The sequence below is a fragment of the Plebeiibacterium marinum genome, assembly GCF_026013615.1.
GTDB lineage: Bacteria > Bacteroidota > Bacteroidia > Bacteroidales > Marinilabiliaceae > Saccharicrinis > Saccharicrinis marinus_A.
In genome coordinates, this window is sequence record NZ_JAPDPI010000035.1 from 15089 (window position 1) to 31415 (window position 16327).

Genomic DNA, 16327 nt, shown 5'->3' on the forward strand with positions numbered 1-16327 from the left:
TGTCTGATGTTCTTACTTTTTTCATGTAAGTCCGCAAAAACTTTTAACGTTGGTAAAGTGTCAAATATTACTGATGTTAAACTCAGAAAAGAGTTGAAAGATAATGAATTAAGTTATAATAAGGTTTATCTGAAGAAGGTTAATTTTAATTATAATGATGGAAAGCAAAAGCGTTCCTTTAAAGGAAGTTTTGTTGTTCAAAAGGATAGTCAGATCGTTGTTTCAATATATGCTTTAATGGGTATTGAATTGGTTAGGGCTAAATTAACAAAAGATGAAGTAATTATTATTGATAAGCATAATAAAAAGGTATTTAAAACTGATTATTTATATTTTAAGCGGAATTTTGGAATAGAGCTTAGTTTTAATGTTATACAATCTCTTATAACTAATTCTCTATTCTTATATCCTGATGAAGAAGACTATTATGATGGATTAAAGAAATATAAGCACCATATTGATACTGATTATTACTCTTTTAAATCAATTAAAGATAAGAGAGTCAATAGATTATCAAAAAGATCTAGAAATGATTTGATAATACATGAAATAAATATTTATCCGGAGAGTTTTAAAATATTTAATGTATTTATAAAAGATTGGGGTACGAATCAAAAATTAGTAATTACTTATGATAATTTTAAAGATTTTAGCAGTATTTTTTTTCCAGAGGATATTTCTATAAGTGCTAGTCAAGGCACCAGTACCGTTGATGTATCACTAAAAGTAAACTATATTGAAATAGATAAAGGAGGTAGTTTACATTTTAAAATTCCATCATCTTATGAATTTAAGGAGTTATAAGATTTTAGTTATATTTTTTTTTATTTCAGGTTTGGTATTTTCTCAATCAAATGAAATAGAGAAATTGAAGAAAAAAAGAATTCAATATCAAACTGAAATTAAAAATGCGGAAAGACTTTTGAGTAAAAAGGGTAAGTCTAAAATTAGTTATTTAAATGAATTGAAAATTTTAAATTCCAAAATTGCCTCTCAAAACAATGTCATAGCTACGTATAGATCCGAAATTGACGTAATTAGCAAAAAAGTTGAAGAGAATAAGGAGTTTATACATCAACTCGCCCTTGAGATTAGTACTATTAAAAAGGGATATGAAGCTTTAATATTAGAGGCTAACAGGCAACTTGGCAGTAATATGAACGAGTTTATGGTTGTGTTCAGCTCCTCGTCTTTTTCAGAAGCTTATCGACGGTTTAATCTGTTAAAACAATATAGTTCTTACCGTAAAAGGCAAGGATTGGTATTGTTAGAAACTAAAGTTAAACATGATAGCATATTAGCTAAAAATAAGATGATACTTCAACAGAAAACAAATACTTATAATTTATTGAATGAAGAATTAGAATCGATAAAGTTGGCTATTGCATCGAAACAAAATTATGTAGGTAAACTAAAGAAAGAAGAGAAGTGGCTTAAAAAGGATATAGAGATAAAGAAGAAATCATCTAATGATTTAAAACTGGCTATTGAAAAATTAATTTTGGAAGCCAGTAAAAGTTCTACATATACATTTAGCAATTTTAGCAAAGCAAAGGGGCAATTGGTTTGGCCTGTTAAGGATGGAGTGGTTACCAATAAATTTGGTGAACATAATCACGCTATTTTAAAGGGCGTAAAAGTAAAGAATAATGGGATAGACATCACAGCCCTTAAAGAAAACGAAGTTAAATGTGTTTATGAAGGTACTGTAAGCCGCGTCATTGCTATCCCTGGGTACAATAAGGCAGTAATTGTTCGGCATGGTAAATATCTTACCGTTTATGCCAATTTGGTGGATGTATATGTAAAAAATGGAGACGTTATTCAAAGTAACCAGGAAATAGGTCAAATTTATACAGATTCTAATGAAAAGAGTGGTATCTTACATTTTGAAATTTGGGAAGAGAATAAAAAGATTAATCCGGTTGACTGGTTGGTGAAGTATAATTAATTAATCGATTTTTTTTATAGAATTTAGTAACTATTTATTAAAAAAATAGTATACGGGTTAAACGTATATAATTTGCAAGTTAAATGAATCTAATTGTGGAAAAAATAGTAATTGATTCAGATGTTAAAAACATTAGCTTAGTAGAAAAATTGATTGATGAAATATCAAATCAATATAATTTACATTCTGATGTGTATGGAAAGTTATTATTAGCTGTTGTTGAAGGGGTTAATAATGCCATAGTGCATGGAAATAAATTAAATTTAGATAAAAAGGTTCAGATAGAATATTGTATAACAAAAGAAGCTGTTGAGTTTATAATATGTGATGAAGGAAAAGGTTTTGATTATACTGCTATACCTGATCCTACATTGCCAGAGAATATAGAAAAAACACATGGTAGGGGTATTTTTCTTATGAATCATCTAGCTGATGAAATTGAATTTGAAGAAAATGGCAGTAAAGTTAAACTAGTATTTGATTTATAGTGATAACTTTTTATTACGAGGAAGTATCTGAAAATCAGATTAATGAAGATGTTATTAAGAGTTGGGTTAAAAATGTTATTTCTAACCATGGCTCTTTTTTAGGTTCTATAACCTATATTTTTTGTAATGATGAGTATATTCTTAAAATTAATAAAGAATATCTGAATCATGATTATTATACAGATATAATTACTTTTGATTATTGTGAGGGTAAGGAAATATCTGGAGATTTATTTATTAGTTTAGATACTATACTCTCTAATTCTAAACTATTTAACTCTTCTTATCATGAAGAGTTACATCGTGTAATTATACACGGAATACTTCATTTAATTGGCTATAAGGATAAAAATGATGACGAAGCAGTGGTTATGCGTCAACAGGAAAATAATGCCTTAAATCTGCTTAAAACAATTTCTTAGTATTTCTGTTGTTTTTTTATAAGTAAATTACTGGATACTTGTACCTTTGCATCCTTATTGAATTGTTATGGATTTTAATTATGATATTATAGTTGTTGGTGCCGGACATGCTGGCTGTGAAGCTGCTGCAGCTGCTGCTAATTTGGGCTCCAAAACTTTGTTAATCACCATGGATATGAACAAAATTGCACAAATGAGCTGTAATCCAGCCATTGGTGGAATTGCAAAAGGACAAATTGTTCGTGAAATTGATGCATTAGGTGGTTTTTGTGGAATAGTAACAGATCGGGCATCTATTCAGTTTCGTTTATTGAACCGATCTAAAGGGCCTGCTATGTGGAGTCCCAGAGCTCAATGTGATCGTATGGTATTTTCGCATGAATGGAGAAGTGTTTTAGAAAATACTGATAATTTATCATTTTGGCAGGATACTGTTGTTGATTTGAATCTCGATGTTGAGGGAGCGTACAAAGTTATTACGCAATTGGGAGTAGAGTTTGAGTGTAAGGCTATAATTCTTACCAATGGAACCTTTTTAAATGGTTTAATGCATATAGGTAAGGTTCAGGTAGAAGGTGGGCGTATTAGTGAACCTTCCTCTTATGGTATTACAGGTAAATTATTTAAAGCTGGTTTTCAAACTGATAGAATGAAGACGGGTACACCTGTGAGAATAGATGCCAGGACTATCGATTTTTCTAAATGTTTGGAGCAAACGGGTGAGGATACTTTTTATAAGTTTTCATATTTGCCTAATGTTCAGCGAACGTTAAAACAAAAGAGTTGTTGGCTGACTTATACAAATGAAAGTGTTCATACTTCTTTAAGGAATGGTCTTAATGAATCACCTTTGTATGATGGAACCATTCAAAGTATCGGTCCAAGGTATTGTCCAAGCATAGAGACAAAGATTGTTACTTTTGCAGATAAAGATAAACATCAACTTCATCTCGAACCTGAGGGAGAAACAACTATAGAATATTATCTCAATGGATTTAGTAGTTCATTGCCTTTAAAAGTTCAATTGGAGGCATTAAAGCAAATCCCGGGTTTAGAAAATGCTAAAATTTTTCGTCCAGGTTACGCTATAGAGTACGATTTCTTTGATCCTACTCAATTAAAGCACACCTTAGAAACCAAATTAGTAAATAATTTATATTTCGCTGGTCAGATTAATGGCACTACTGGTTATGAAGAGGCTGGAGCCCAGGGATTGATGGCTGCTATTAATGCGCACCAAAAATTACAAGGTAAAAATGAGTTTGTTTTAGGAAGGGATGAAGCTTATATTGGTGTTTTAATTGATGATTTGGTCACTAAAGGAGTAGATGAGCCTTATCGAATGTTTACTTCCAGAGCAGAATATCGTATTTTGTTGCGTCAGGATGATGCTGATGTAAGACTTACAAAAAAGAGTTACGAAATTGGTTTAGCTAGTGAGGAGCGTAAGGTGCTTTTAGAGGAAAAAATTAAGGTAAGGGATGAAATTATAGATTTTATTGAAAATTTCAGTATAAAACCTGTATATATAAACGAATACCTTGAATCAGTTGGAACTACTCCTTTAAAGCAGACTGTAAAGTTAAAAGATATTTTGCTACGTCCTCAAGTTGAGATTTTTGGACTTATAGATGCAGTTACTCCCTTTAAGAAATTTTTAGATATTGTGCCACTAGATAGGAGGGAGGAAATTATTGCTTCTGCTGAAATTTTTATTAAGTATCAGGGCTATATTAATCGGGAAAAATTAATGGCTGAGAAACTCTCCAGGTTGGAAAATTTGAATATAAAGGGTAGGTTTAAGTATGAGGAGATTAAATCTATTTCAACTGAAGCGCGTCAAAAACTCTCTAAGATTGATCCTTCAACTATTGGGCAAGCCTCTCGTATTTCCGGTGTGAGTCCAAGTGATATAAATGTATTATTGGTTTTGATGGGAAGGTAATTATCATGTTCCACGTGGAACTTTTATATGCTATATTATGACTATAGGTGGACAAATTGTTGATATTATCAATAGGACTATCTTTAATGGTGAGATCACAATTAGAGATGGTATTATAAAAAGTATTGTACGAGTAGATAAAAAATTCTCTAATTTTATTCTTCCCGGGTTGGTGGATTCTCATGTTCATATTGAAAGTTCTATGCTTACCCCGTGTTTTTTTTCAGAATTAGTTGTTCCACGTGGAACCGTTGCGGTGGTTACGGATCCACATGAAATAGCAAATGTTGCTGGTATAAAAGGGGTGAATTTTATGATTAATGACTCTAAAAATACGCCCTTAAAATGTTTTTTTGGTGCACCCTCGTGTGTTCCTGCAACCTCTTTTGAAAGTAGTGGAGCTGTAATTCAATCTGATGATATTGATGCTTTAATGCAAAAAAAAGAGGTTTGTTGTTTGTCTGAAATGATGAATTTTCCTGGAGTTGTAAATAATGAAAAGGAAGTTTGGGATAAAATAAATATTGCTCATAAGTATAATAAGCCCATTGATGGCCATGCACCTGGATTAAAAGGGGCTGAACTGGATCAATATATCAAAGCAGGTATTTCTACAGATCATGAATGTGTATCGGTGGAAGAAGCTGTTGAGAAAATTAATAAAGGGGTTATTGTTCAAATAAGGGAAGGGAGTGCTGCAAAAAACTTCCAAGCCTTGTTGCCTTTATTTGATTCACATCCTGATAACATTATGCTTTGTACAGATGATTCCCATCCGGATGAAATAGTTAGTAAAGGACATATAGATAAAATTATACGTTTAGGTTTAAAAGAAGGTATAGATATTTTTAAGCTATTAAGGGCTGCCATTCTAAAACCAATACAACATTATAACCTTCCTGTTGGTTTATTAAGAGAAGGGGATGCTGCTGATTTTATTGTGGTAGATAACTTGGATGATTTCAATATTATTGAAACTTTTATTGATGGCAATAGGGTATATTCCGATGGGAAAATTCGTTTTAATATTTCTAAACCAGAACCTATAAATAACTTTAATATAGATAAGATTGCTGAAGAAGATATTAAAGTTAATTATGTAGAAGGAAAAAGAATTAGGGTTATAGGAGCTGTTAATGGTGATTTGTTGACAGAAGAATTGGTATGGAGTCCTACTTCAAAAGATGGATTTATTGATTCTGATATACAACAGGATATTTTAAAAATAGTTGTTGTAAATAGGTATAAACAGTGTAAACCTGTAGTAGGATTTATAAAAAACATAGGCTTAAAAAAAGGGGCTATTGCTTGTAGTATTGCCCATGATAGTCATAATTTGATAGCAGTCGGTGTTTCTGATTCAGATATTGTAGATGCCTTAAATATTATTATTGAAAATAAGGGTGGTATTTCTTGTTCAGAAAATGGTATTTCCGATATTCTTCCCTTGGAAGTGGGAGGGTTGATGACATCCGTTTCTGGTAAACAAGTAGCTAAACAATACCAAAAAATCAATTCAAAAGCATTTGAGTTAGGGGCAACATTGAGTGCACCATTTATGACTTTATCATTTATGAGCTTATTGGTTATTCCTAATATTAAAATAGGGGATAAGGGTTTGTTTGATGTGACTAAGTTTTCTTTTACAAATCTCTATACAGAATGAGTGGCCGAATTAATCCTAATGTAGAATATTTAAAGAAAAAGATTTCAGTATTACCATCCGATCCCGGAGTTTATCAATACTTCAATAAGGATGGTAAAATTATATATGTAGGTAAAGCCAAAAACCTTAAAAAAAGGGTTTCTTCTTATTTTTCCGGGCGTCCGGATAATGGTAAAACTGCCTTATTGGTTCGTAATATTGCGCACATTGAACACATTGTTGTAGATACAGAAGAGGATGCTTTGTTGTTGGAGAATAATCTAATAAAAAAGTATCAGCCAAGATATAATGTTTTACTTAAAGATGATAAGTCCTTTCCTTGGATTGTTGTAAAAAACGAACCGTTCCCAAGGGTTTTTTCCACCCGTAATGTTATTAAGGATGGGAGTCTTTATTTTGGTCCTTATACCTCAGTTGGTATGGTAAGGACTTTATTAGATTTATTTAAGTCGATTTATCCGTTACGTACTTGTAAATTGAATCTTTCCTCGCATAATATTGCTGAATATAAATATAAAGTTTGCCTCGAATATCATATTGGTAATTGTAAAGGTCCTTGTATTGGTGAGTATGATGAGTCTTTATATAAAGAGAATATAGAAGCTATCAAAAACATACTTAGGGGAAATATTCATTCGGTTATACATTATCTTAATGAAATAATGATGCAATATGCCACTGAGTATAAATTTGAAGAGGCTAATGAAGTAAAGCAAAAGATTAAACAGTTGGATTCCTACCAAAGTAAATCTACAATAGTAAGTTCCAGTATAAATAATGTAGATGTGTACTCAATAATTGAGGATGAAGATTCTGCCTATGTAAACTTTTTAAAAGTAGTTAATGGTGCAATAATTCAAGCTCATACTATTGAGTTGAAAAAGAAATTGGATGAGTCTTTACCGGAATTGTTATCCTTGGCTATTTTAGAAGTAAGGGAACGCTTTCATAGCCGTTCTCGTGAAGTTATAGTTCCTTTTAAACCTGATACTGTTTTTGAATCGGTTAAGTTTATTATACCTAAAATAGGGGATAAGAAGAAACTATTGGAGTTATCTGAGCGCAACGTAAAATATTATCGTCTGGAAAAATTAAAGCAACAATCCTTGCGAAAAAAGGAAACCAGGGAAGATCGTATCTTAAATACTATGATGAAAGATTTAAGATTAAAACAACAGCCTAAACATATTGAGTGTTTTGATAATTCCAATATACAGGGTAATTTCCCGGTTGCAGCATGTGTTGTTTTTAAAAATGGAAAACCAAGCAAAAAGGATTATAGGCATTTTAATGTTAAAACAGTGGTTGGACCGGATGACTTTGCCAGTATGGAAGAGATTATTGAGCGAAGATATACCAGATTGATAAAAGAAGAAAGTGGACTGCCTAACTTAGTAATTATAGATGGTGGAAAGGGGCAACTTGGGGCTGCAATGAAAATATTCAGGAGACTCAAAATTGATGATAAAGTAAATGTAATTGGTATTGCAAAAAGGTTAGAAGAAATATTTTTTCCAGGAGATCCTGTGCCATTGTATTTAGATAAAAATTCAGAAACTTTAAAAATTATTCAACATGCCCGAAACGAGGCTCACCGTTTTGGTATTACTTTTCACAGAAATCAACGATCTAAAAATTTTGTAACTTCTGAGTTGGATAGCATAAAAGGAATAGGAGAGAAGACTGCTAAAAAATTATTGGTAGAATTTAAATCAGTAGAACAGGTTAGGCAGTTAAATTTTGATAATATTCAGGGCGTTATAGGCAAGGCTAAAGCCCAAATAGTATGGGATTATTTTCATAAATAAAACTTAAAAAATAGCCTGTAAAAACTCTTCCAGGTCAAGTTCCGGGTTCTCTTCAAACAAAACACTTAGGCTTATTTGAAGTGATTTTTTATCATGGAACTTATTTTTTAATTCTTCTTGTAATTTATTTAGCCATATTTTTTTTATTGAATTCGACTTTATTTCAACCTCATTAATTAAACCCTTTTGCACATTTAAGATGAATTCAAATCGTTTTCCTGTTTTTGATTTGATTCTTTTTTTCAAAATATATTTAGGACTATATCCATAGTTCCATTCCCAGGTATTATATTTTTTATTTACCAGCAGATTTATAACAGAGTAATCATCCTTATTTAACTCGTAAGGTTTTCCCTGGTAGTTAGTATGGATGTATTTATATAGCTCATCAGTAAAAGCATTGATTTCTTTTTTATCAGTTATATGCTCATGGATATTGGTAACCTTGCTTCTGACTGACTTTACTGCCTTATCCTTAAATTTTAGAGGATCACTTTTAAGAGCCTGGGTTAAGGAGCTGAGTTCGCTTTTGTATAGTAAAGTTCCATGATGCATAACCCTACTTTTAAAAACATGAGATGCGTTTCCACTAATCTTACATCCATTTATTAGTATATCATTTCTGCCACCAATAGAAGCATCAATATTTAGTGATTGCAAAAAGTCGACTATGGGGGAAATAAATTTTTTAAAATTCACTAACTCTCCTTTCTCACCTTTTGTAATAAAACAGAAATTTAAATTACCTAAATCATGAAATACAGTTCCACCTCCGCTTAATCTTCTAATGACTGGTATTTCTTCTTTATTAACAAAAGAATAATTTAGCTCAGCAAGTGTATTTTGATGCTTTCCAACAATAATACTTTGAGTGTTTCTATAGAGGAAAAAAATGTCCTCTTCAAAATTTTTTAATAAATATTCCTCAGTTGCAATATTAATGTATGGGTCGTTGTTTTTACTTAAAATGATGCGCATATTCATGTATAATTTATCGGGCATTGGAATTTAAAATAATCTAAGAGCTTTAAATATTTAATTAAAGCTTTATGTAAACAGTGTAAATATCAATATTATAATTAAATAGGTTAAAAATATAAGTTATATACTCTTCTTTGTATTATTGTTATTCTAGAAAAATTATGCTCAAAATATTCCTTTTTTGAGCAATTTAACAAATATTTGAGCTTTAAGTTTTAAAATAATAATATATAAAAATATATACATATTAGAATTAATATAATAATGAAGGCAGTTATTCAAAGAGTTTCGGAAGCTTCTGTTTCTGTAAACGAAAAAATTAAGTCGGAGATAAAAAATGGTTTATTGGTTCTATTGGGAATAGTAAATGATGATGAAAAAAGTGATATTGATTGGTTAACCAATAAAATTGCCAACCTAAGGATTTTTGATGATGAAAATGGTGTAATGAATAAATCTTTGCTGGATATTGGAGGTGAAATTATTGTGGTTAGTCAGTTTACGCTGCATGCTAAAACAAAAAAAGGAAACCGGCCATCATATATTGATGCAGCGAAACCTGATGTTTCTATACCCCTTTATAAGGCTTTCGTTAAGAAAATGGAAGATGTTATAAGCCAGACGGTACAGACTGGTGAATTTGGGGCTTATATGAAAGTATCAATGGTAAATGATGGACCAGTGACCATTATTATTGATACCAAGAATAAGGAATAGTCTATGGGTATAGGGCGTTTATATTCATCTATCTTAATAGTTTTAAATCGTTAATTAGCTTATAATCTTTTAAATAAACATCTTTACCATATATTATTTCATTATATGTTGGATTAAACCAGCATGTAAAATAGGTAATGTGGATCGGAATAGGTTTGTTGTAAAAAACTTTTACAGGAAATCCCTTCTTTAAATAATTGGATGTTAATATGTTTTGCTTATCAATTTTGTTTAAGGAAAATTCAGCAAGTTGTAGCGCATTTTCAACCCGTATACAACCGTGACTAAAGGTACGTACGGGTTTTTTGAAAAGTTTTTGTTGGGGAGTGTCATGGAGATAGATTGAAAAACGATTTTTAAACATGAATTTAACCTTTCCTAAGGCATTAGAGGGTGAAGTTCGCTGGAATACCTTAAAGGGGAAATTAGAGCTTGAATATTGCGAAAAATCTATACTATCAATCGGTACTTCTGTTCCGTTTGTGCAAATAAACATATTTCGGTTTTGCAGGTACAGCGAGTCTTTTTGAGCCCCCCTTAAAATTTGGGTAGTTGAAATTGATTGGGGTATTGTCCAGCATGGATTGAATACCAGGTAATTGATGTCAGAAGTAAACACTTCAGTTTGGTTCTTAAATTTTCCTACAATTACTTTTGTTTTGAACATGCAGCTGTCGTGTTGCATGAATTCGAGCGTTTGAAATGGGATATTAATGAAAATTCCCTGGGTAAACTGATCGTTTTCAAACCATCTCAGTCTTTCAATATTTGCTTTTATGATGCCTATATAAAGAGTGGGTTTCCATTGTAAATAATGATATGTTTGCTTACCTGCAATGCCATCAGGTTCTAAACCATGCTTAGCCTGAAACTTTTTTAATGCAATGGATAGCTCTTCATCAAATACCATTGAAATTGCAGAATCCCGGCATATATTTAGTAGTTGCCTTTTTATAGGAAGTACATATTGGTTCGAATCTCCTTTTTGTATCAAAAATCCAGGGTCAGTAATTTCTTCTGTGGGATGTTTTGTTTTAGATTCATAAATGTTTTTCAGTTCCTTGGCCAGTTGGGTATATAGAGGGTGTTTGGGGGCAAAAAAGCTGTTTAAATGGGCTGTTTTTCCGTGTTTAACCATATTTACCCATATTGTATCGTGTGGTAATGGCTTTGGCGATTTATAATTCCAACCTTTGTGGTAATTTAAGGGATTTATTGGGGAGAACCTTTTGCGGTAGCCACATTTTCTGATGTTTAAAGTTAATTCTATATCTAAACGGGCATAATTGCTTATATATTTTGAAGAATCCTTTTTTAATGCCTGGTAAAGACTATCAATTTCTACAATATTAAAATTCAATGGGTTCAGTCCTTCATATCTTGAGTTTTTAAGCCAGTTTATGCCTTGTTGAATACTACTGTCATTTTTCCAAATCAGTTTGTTTGAAAAGTTTTTATATATTGAAATAATGGTTGAGTCACCTAATGTATTTAACTGATGTACAATTGAATCTGAAATTTCATTTTCTGGGAAATAGACTGTCTTTTTTTTCTCATTACCAGGGGAATGAATAACGTTTTTCTTTCCTGAACATGAAAAAAGAATGGCAAAAAGTATTATGTATATGGTATTTCTTATCATAGGCTATAATTACTGCATTCTTCAATGTAATGTTACAAATCTTTTAAATCATAGCAGTGTTCGTGTTTTAATTCGCCCATAACAAAGGAACTTTGAATATTAGAGATGTTTTGTATGGTAGAGAGTTCTTTAAGTACAAATTGCTGGTAGTGCTCCATGTCTTTAACTACTACTTTTATAAAAAAGTCGTAATTGCCAGCTATATGATAACACTCCATTGCTTGCGGAAAAGTGTTAATTTTCTCCTGAAATTCATCTACATAGCTTTTGCCATGCCGAGTTAATGATACATGGCAAAATACAGTGAGTCCCCTGTTTATTTTTTTTGGATTTAATAGCGTAATGTATTTGTTTATAATACCGCTACGTTCCATTTTTCTGATGCGTTCAAATATTGGTGTTCGGGTTAGGTGTAATTTTTCGGCTATTTCTTTGTGGGGAATTTTAGCATTTTGTTGCAGTAATTTCAAAATATCCTTGTCTGTTTGATCTAACTGTGGCATAAAACAAATGTTTTGCTAATTGATAAATATTTGATTGAAAATAGGCAAAATGATTAAGATATACCTTAATATAAGTCAAAAAGACTAAATATTTAAGATGTAATAGTTTATGTACCTATGAGTGTTTAATGTCTTCATAACTTTGATACAAATCATTAAACTAATAATATCTCATGAAATCAGAACCGCATAAAATAAAGACTGTACGAAACCTGAACATTACAACTTATTACGAACGTTCAGTTATTTTACGGGAGGCATTTTATAACACCTTCAATATACACAGCAATAAGGTTACATATGATTTGGTTAGCCAGGGGAGTAGTGCCAAGAGTCAGGATCAGGAAGCCGGCAGTTTGATTGGTGATGAAACTTACGCAGGAAGCCGCAATTTTGAAAAGCTTCAGGGGATGGTAAATAAAACCTTTGGACATCAATATGTTTGTCCTACCCATAACTTGCAGGGGGCCATAAAACTTATTGTGGCCACCATGGTAACTAAAGGTGCTGTTATTCCTTCCAATAGTAGTTTTCCGGAATTATTGATAAAGGATTTTGGTGGAAAATCAGACTTGATTGAAAAGGGCCATGATAAGAAATATAAAGGCAATATTAAACTGGATGCCTTGTCTGTACTGTTGAGTGAAAATAATAATGTGCCATTTATTTATTTCGATCTTTATGTGGATGGATATAAGCCTGTGTCGATGCAGTTTTTGAAAGAAGCCCATGTTTTGGCTTCAACCTATCAGGTACCGGTTGTTGTCAATGTATCGCAAAGTGTAGAGTGGGCCGGCTATGTCAGGGATAATGATGCAGAATATTCAGGGAGGTTATTGTCAGAAATAGTAAAGGAAATGGCTTCATTTTGTGAGGTTATGGTGCTGGATGCTGCCCAGGATCCAAGATGTAACGTTGGGGGGCTGATAGGTTCCAATAACTTTGCTTTGTACGAAAGGTATATGAATGAAGTGGTAGTATATGAGGGGCTTCATACTTATGGGGGTATGGCAGGACGAACAATGGAGTTGTTTGCAAGGGGTATTGATGAGATGGTTTACGAACCTCAGGCCGGGTGGATTAAAGGGCAAATAGAACTGTTGTCTGCAAAAGTAGAAGCTCCTCACTATGTTGGGGCAGATGGTATTTACCTAAAAGCGTACAAAATTTTACCCCATATTAAAAGTGAGCAGGCCAATGCCCTGGCGGCTATGCTGTATTTAAAAGCCGGTATGCGATGCCTTGTTCAGGGTATTTATGATGATTATTCTGTTTTACCGGTTCAATTGCCACGATTGGGGTTTACAAACGATCAAATTGATTTTTTAGCCAGGGCTATTAACGAAGTGTATTCAGAAAGGGATAAGCTAACGCATTTTGTGTTGTTGAATATGCCACAGTGGATAGACCAGGCTCAATACAATTGGAATAATCCCACATTGAGCCTTTTTAATTATGAGTGTGAGGCTTACCGGATTTACACTATTGAATATATAGGTGTAACCACCAAAGAGGAGCGGCAGAGTATTTGTAAAGAGGTAGGCTATAATACCTTTTTATTGCCCTCAAAGGATGTTGGTATAGATTTATTGACTGACTCAGGAACTTGCGCGCAAACAACCATACAATGGAGTAAATACAATGAGGGGGATGAAACCCCGGCATCGAGCAAAGACTATTTTGAAATGGTTGATATGCTTAAAGAGGTTACTGGATACAATTATATAATTCCTACCCATCAGGGGCGGGCAGCAGAGCATATCATGTCGCAAATATTGATAAAAGACGGTTTTGTGCCAGGTAATATGTATTTCACAACTACCAAGTTGCATCAGGAAATGGCAGGAGGAACCTTTGTTGATGTAATTTGTGATGAAGCACATGATCCTCAATCAGATTTTATTTGGAAAGGGAATATAGATATTAAAAAGATTGAGACCATATTGGATGAGCATGGTGAGGGCTCTATACCATATATTAGTTTCGAATTTAGTGTGAACCTTGCCGGGGGACAGCCGGTGAGTATGGACAATGTGCGCGAAGTGTATTTGTTCTGCAAAGCGCATAATATCCCGGTTATGTTCGATGCCACCCGGGCGGTGGAAAATGCCTATATGATCAAGAAAAAAGATGAACGTTATCACCATGTTCCTATCAAAGATATTTTGCGCGAATTATTTAGTTATGGTGATGGTTGTACAGTTTCGAGTAAAAAGGATTACCTGGTAAACATTGGGGGCTTTTTAGGTATCAGAGAAGATCAGGATTTTTATGAAAAGGCACTTTCTATGATCCGAATTTATGAGGGCACCAGAACCACCGGCGGCATGTCGGCAGGGGATATGTCCATGCATGCCGAAGGGGTGCGTGAAATGCTCGATTTCAACTATATTATGGCCCGGGTAGAGCAAACTCAGTATTTGGGCAACCGTTTGTTGGATGCAGGTATCCCTATAGTGGAACCCATAGGTACCCATGCTGTTTTTATCGATGCCAAGCGTTTTTTGCCCCATATCGACCAGGATAAGTACCCAGCGCAGTCCCTGGCTTCTGAATTGTATATTGAGTCTGGTATCAGGGCAATGGAAAGGGGCAATGTGTCAAGTGGCAGGAACAGGATAACAGGCGAAAATTATCGTCCTTGCTTAGAGCTGGTCCGTCTTACCATACCTCGGCGGGCCTATACCAAGTCGCATATGGATTTAGTGGCAGATAGCATTATTGAACTGTATAAACGCCGTGATGAGATTAAAGGACTGGAGTTTGTTTACGAGCCTGAAAACCTGAGGTTTTTCCAGGGTAAATTTGAGCATGTGGATTAAATGCAGCTAAATGTTGTTTTTAATTAAACAGTAGTTTATTATGTTTTTACCCCCATCCCCATGCAATTTGCATGGTACTTCCCCCTGCCAGGGGAAGATTTTGATTTACATGATGGTTAATTACCCAGCTCAGTAGGTAAGTTATTTTTAAAGTTGAATATTATTTCAATGAAATGTTTTGGTAGCTAGTAATAATACGTAATGCGAATCAATCTTCCCCTGTCAGGGGGAAGTACTTTGCCGCAGGCATAGGGATGGGGGTTAGAAAAAAAATACCCCATCCTCATGCATATTGCATGGTACTTCTACCTGGGTAAGATTATGATTTACAAGATGGTTAAATTACTCAGTTCAGAAGGTAAGTTATTTTAAAATTGAATATTATTTCAATGAAATGCTTTGGTAGCAAGTAATAATACGTCATGCCCATCAATCTTCCCCTGTGAGGGGGAAGTACTTTGCAGCAGGCAAAGGGATGGGGGTTAAAAAAGTATGCTACAAAAAAGATCTATTCATTTTCATCCATTCCGTATAAAACTCAATAATGTCATTAATAATAATATTTGGGTGTTCCAGCGCTATACAATTTTCGTATCTCAAAATAGTTATTCCGTAATTTTTAAGATACAGATCCCTGTTTTGGTCATATTCTTCAGTATATACATGGCCTTCTCCATCTAATTCAATCCCAAGCTTAATTAGCGGACAATAAAAGTCAATAATGTAGCAATTAAACGAGTATTGTCTTCTAAATCTTAATCTTTTAATTTGTTTGTTTTTAAGAAGTTTCCATAAATAAACCTCAGCAAAAGTAGATTGATTTCTGAGTTTTTGTCTGTAATACTTTAGTTCAGGCCGGTTGATTTGTTTCATGATTTTACAGTTTGAAAAATAATATAATGAAGTTAAAAAAATAGTATGTATTTGAAGAATTGATAACTAAATTTTTACCCCCATCCCCATGCAATTTGCATGGTACTTCCCCCTGCCAGGGGAAGATTTTGATTTACAAGATGGTTAAATTACTCAGTTCAGAAGGTAAGTTATTTTTAAAGTTGAATATTATTTTAATGAAATGCTTTGGTAGCAAGTAATAATACGTCATGCCCATCAATCTTCCCCTGTGAGGGGGAAGTACTTTGTCGCAGGCAAAGGGATGGGGGTTATAGTACAAATACCCCATCCCCATACCTAATTCAAGGTATTTCTACCAGTGTAATATTTTTATTTACAAGATGGTTGATTACCCTGCTCAGTAGGTAAGTTATTTTAAAGTTGAATATTATTTCAATGAAATGCTTTGATAGCAAGTAATAATACGTCATGCCTATCAATCTTCCCCTGTGAGGGGGAAGTACTTTGCCGCAGGCAAAGGGATGGGG

General features: G+C 33.3%; 13 protein-coding genes. 9 read left to right on the plus strand and 4 right to left on the minus strand.

Annotated elements, in window-relative coordinates; genetic code table 11:
* Positions 1-6 precede the first annotated feature (6 nt).
* From lolB1 to uvrC, 7 genes are all read left to right on the plus strand, one after another.
* Entirely contained in the window at positions 7-804 is a 798-nt protein-coding gene (gene lolB1, locus OM074_RS15275) for a lipoprotein insertase outer membrane protein LolB1 (RefSeq protein ID WP_494515697.1), read from the plus strand.
* Complete coding sequence (locus tag OM074_RS15280) at positions 785-1951, plus strand: murein hydrolase activator EnvC family protein (protein ID WP_301200982.1); 1167 nt, start codon at positions 785-787, stop codon at positions 1949-1951. Before lolB1 ends, OM074_RS15280 begins: the two co-directional genes overlap by 20 nt.
* Positions 1952-2046: 95 nt before the next feature.
* Positions 2047-2439, plus strand: coding sequence for an ATP-binding protein (locus OM074_RS15285; RefSeq protein WP_301200984.1), 393 nt, complete (start codon positions 2047-2049; stop codon positions 2437-2439).
* Positions 2439-2861, plus strand: a complete 423-nt coding sequence (ybeY, locus tag OM074_RS15290) for an rRNA maturation RNase YbeY (protein ID WP_301200985.1) — start codon at positions 2439-2441, stop codon at positions 2859-2861. Before OM074_RS15285 ends, ybeY begins: the two co-directional genes overlap by 1 nt.
* 67 nt (positions 2862-2928) lie before the next feature.
* Entirely contained in the window at positions 2929-4806 is a 1878-nt protein-coding gene (gene mnmG, locus OM074_RS15295; RefSeq protein WP_301200987.1) for a tRNA uridine-5-carboxymethylaminomethyl(34) synthesis enzyme MnmG, read from the plus strand.
* Between the two features lie 37 nt (positions 4807-4843).
* Positions 4844-6472: an adenine deaminase gene (ade, locus tag OM074_RS15300; protein ID WP_301200989.1), complete on the plus strand. Its 1629-nt coding sequence runs from the start codon at positions 4844-4846 to the stop codon at positions 6470-6472.
* Complete coding sequence (gene uvrC, locus OM074_RS15305) at positions 6469-8280, plus strand: excinuclease ABC subunit UvrC (protein ID WP_301200991.1); 1812 nt, start codon at positions 6469-6471, stop codon at positions 8278-8280. The genes ade and uvrC overlap by 4 nt, the downstream gene beginning before the upstream one ends.
* 3 nt (positions 8281-8283) lie before the next feature.
* Here uvrC and lplA read toward each other — a convergent pair whose 3' ends face one another.
* Positions 8284-9282 carry a lipoate--protein ligase gene (gene lplA, locus OM074_RS15310; RefSeq protein WP_301200993.1) on the minus strand — a complete coding sequence of 333 codons (999 nt, stop codon included), beginning with the start codon at positions 9280-9282 and terminating at the stop codon, positions 8284-8286.
* A 243-nt stretch (positions 9283-9525) separates the two neighbouring features.
* Here lplA and dtd point away from each other — a divergent pair, with 243 nt between their 5' ends.
* Positions 9526-9978 (plus strand): D-aminoacyl-tRNA deacylase, encoded by a 453-nt coding sequence (dtd, locus tag OM074_RS15315; RefSeq protein ID WP_301200995.1) that lies wholly within the window; start codon positions 9526-9528, stop codon positions 9976-9978.
* Between the two features lie 28 nt (positions 9979-10006).
* On the opposite strand, the gene OM074_RS15320 is transcribed toward dtd, so the two are convergent.
* Together OM074_RS15320 and OM074_RS15325 are read right to left on the minus strand one after the other, a co-directional pair.
* Positions 10007-11620, minus strand: coding sequence for a L,D-transpeptidase family protein (locus OM074_RS15320; protein ID WP_301200997.1), 1614 nt, complete (start codon positions 11618-11620; stop codon positions 10007-10009).
* A gap of 32 nt (positions 11621-11652) precedes the next feature.
* On the minus strand, positions 11653-12123 hold the full coding sequence (locus OM074_RS15325; RefSeq protein ID WP_301200999.1) for an Lrp/AsnC family transcriptional regulator: 471 nt from the start codon (positions 12121-12123) through the stop codon (positions 11653-11655).
* A 173-nt stretch (positions 12124-12296) separates the two neighbouring features.
* Between OM074_RS15325 and OM074_RS15330 the strand changes: the two genes are divergently transcribed.
* A complete protein-coding gene (locus OM074_RS15330) occupies positions 12297-14945 on the plus strand; it encodes a tryptophanase (protein WP_301201001.1) in 2649 nt (882 codons plus the stop codon).
* 495 nt (positions 14946-15440) lie between these two features.
* Here OM074_RS15330 and OM074_RS15335 read toward each other — a convergent pair whose 3' ends face one another.
* Positions 15441-15818 carry an endonuclease domain-containing protein gene (locus OM074_RS15335; RefSeq protein WP_301201003.1) on the minus strand — a complete coding sequence of 126 codons (378 nt, stop codon included), beginning with the start codon at positions 15816-15818 and terminating at the stop codon, positions 15441-15443.
* Positions 15819-16327 lie beyond the last annotated feature (509 nt).

Coding starts and splice junctions, on each gene's coding strand:
- OM074_RS15335 (WP_301201003.1), bottom strand. CDS start 15,818: ATGAAACAAATCAACCGGCCTGAACTAAAGTATTACAGACAAAAACTC.
- OM074_RS15280 (WP_301200982.1), top strand. CDS start 785: ATGAATTTAAGGAGTTATAAGATTTTAGTTATATTTTTTTTTATTTCA.
- mnmG (WP_301200987.1), top strand. CDS start 2,929: ATGGATTTTAATTATGATATTATAGTTGTTGGTGCCGGACATGCTGGC.
- OM074_RS15330 (WP_301201001.1), top strand. CDS start 12,297: ATGAAATCAGAACCGCATAAAATAAAGACTGTACGAAACCTGAACATT.
- OM074_RS15320 (WP_301200997.1), bottom strand. CDS start 11,620: ATGATAAGAAATACCATATACATAATACTTTTTGCCATTCTTTTTTCA.
- uvrC (WP_301200991.1), top strand. CDS start 6,469: ATGAGTGGCCGAATTAATCCTAATGTAGAATATTTAAAGAAAAAGATT.
- dtd (WP_301200995.1), top strand. CDS start 9,526: ATGAAGGCAGTTATTCAAAGAGTTTCGGAAGCTTCTGTTTCTGTAAAC.
- lolB1 (WP_494515697.1), top strand. CDS start 7: ATGTTCTTACTTTTTTCATGTAAGTCCGCAAAAACTTTTAACGTTGGT.
- lplA (WP_301200993.1), bottom strand. CDS start 9,282: ATGCCCGATAAATTATACATGAATATGCGCATCATTTTAAGTAAAAAC.
- OM074_RS15325 (WP_301200999.1), bottom strand. CDS start 12,123: ATGCCACAGTTAGATCAAACAGACAAGGATATTTTGAAATTACTGCAA.
- ade (WP_301200989.1), top strand. CDS start 4,844: ATGACTATAGGTGGACAAATTGTTGATATTATCAATAGGACTATCTTT.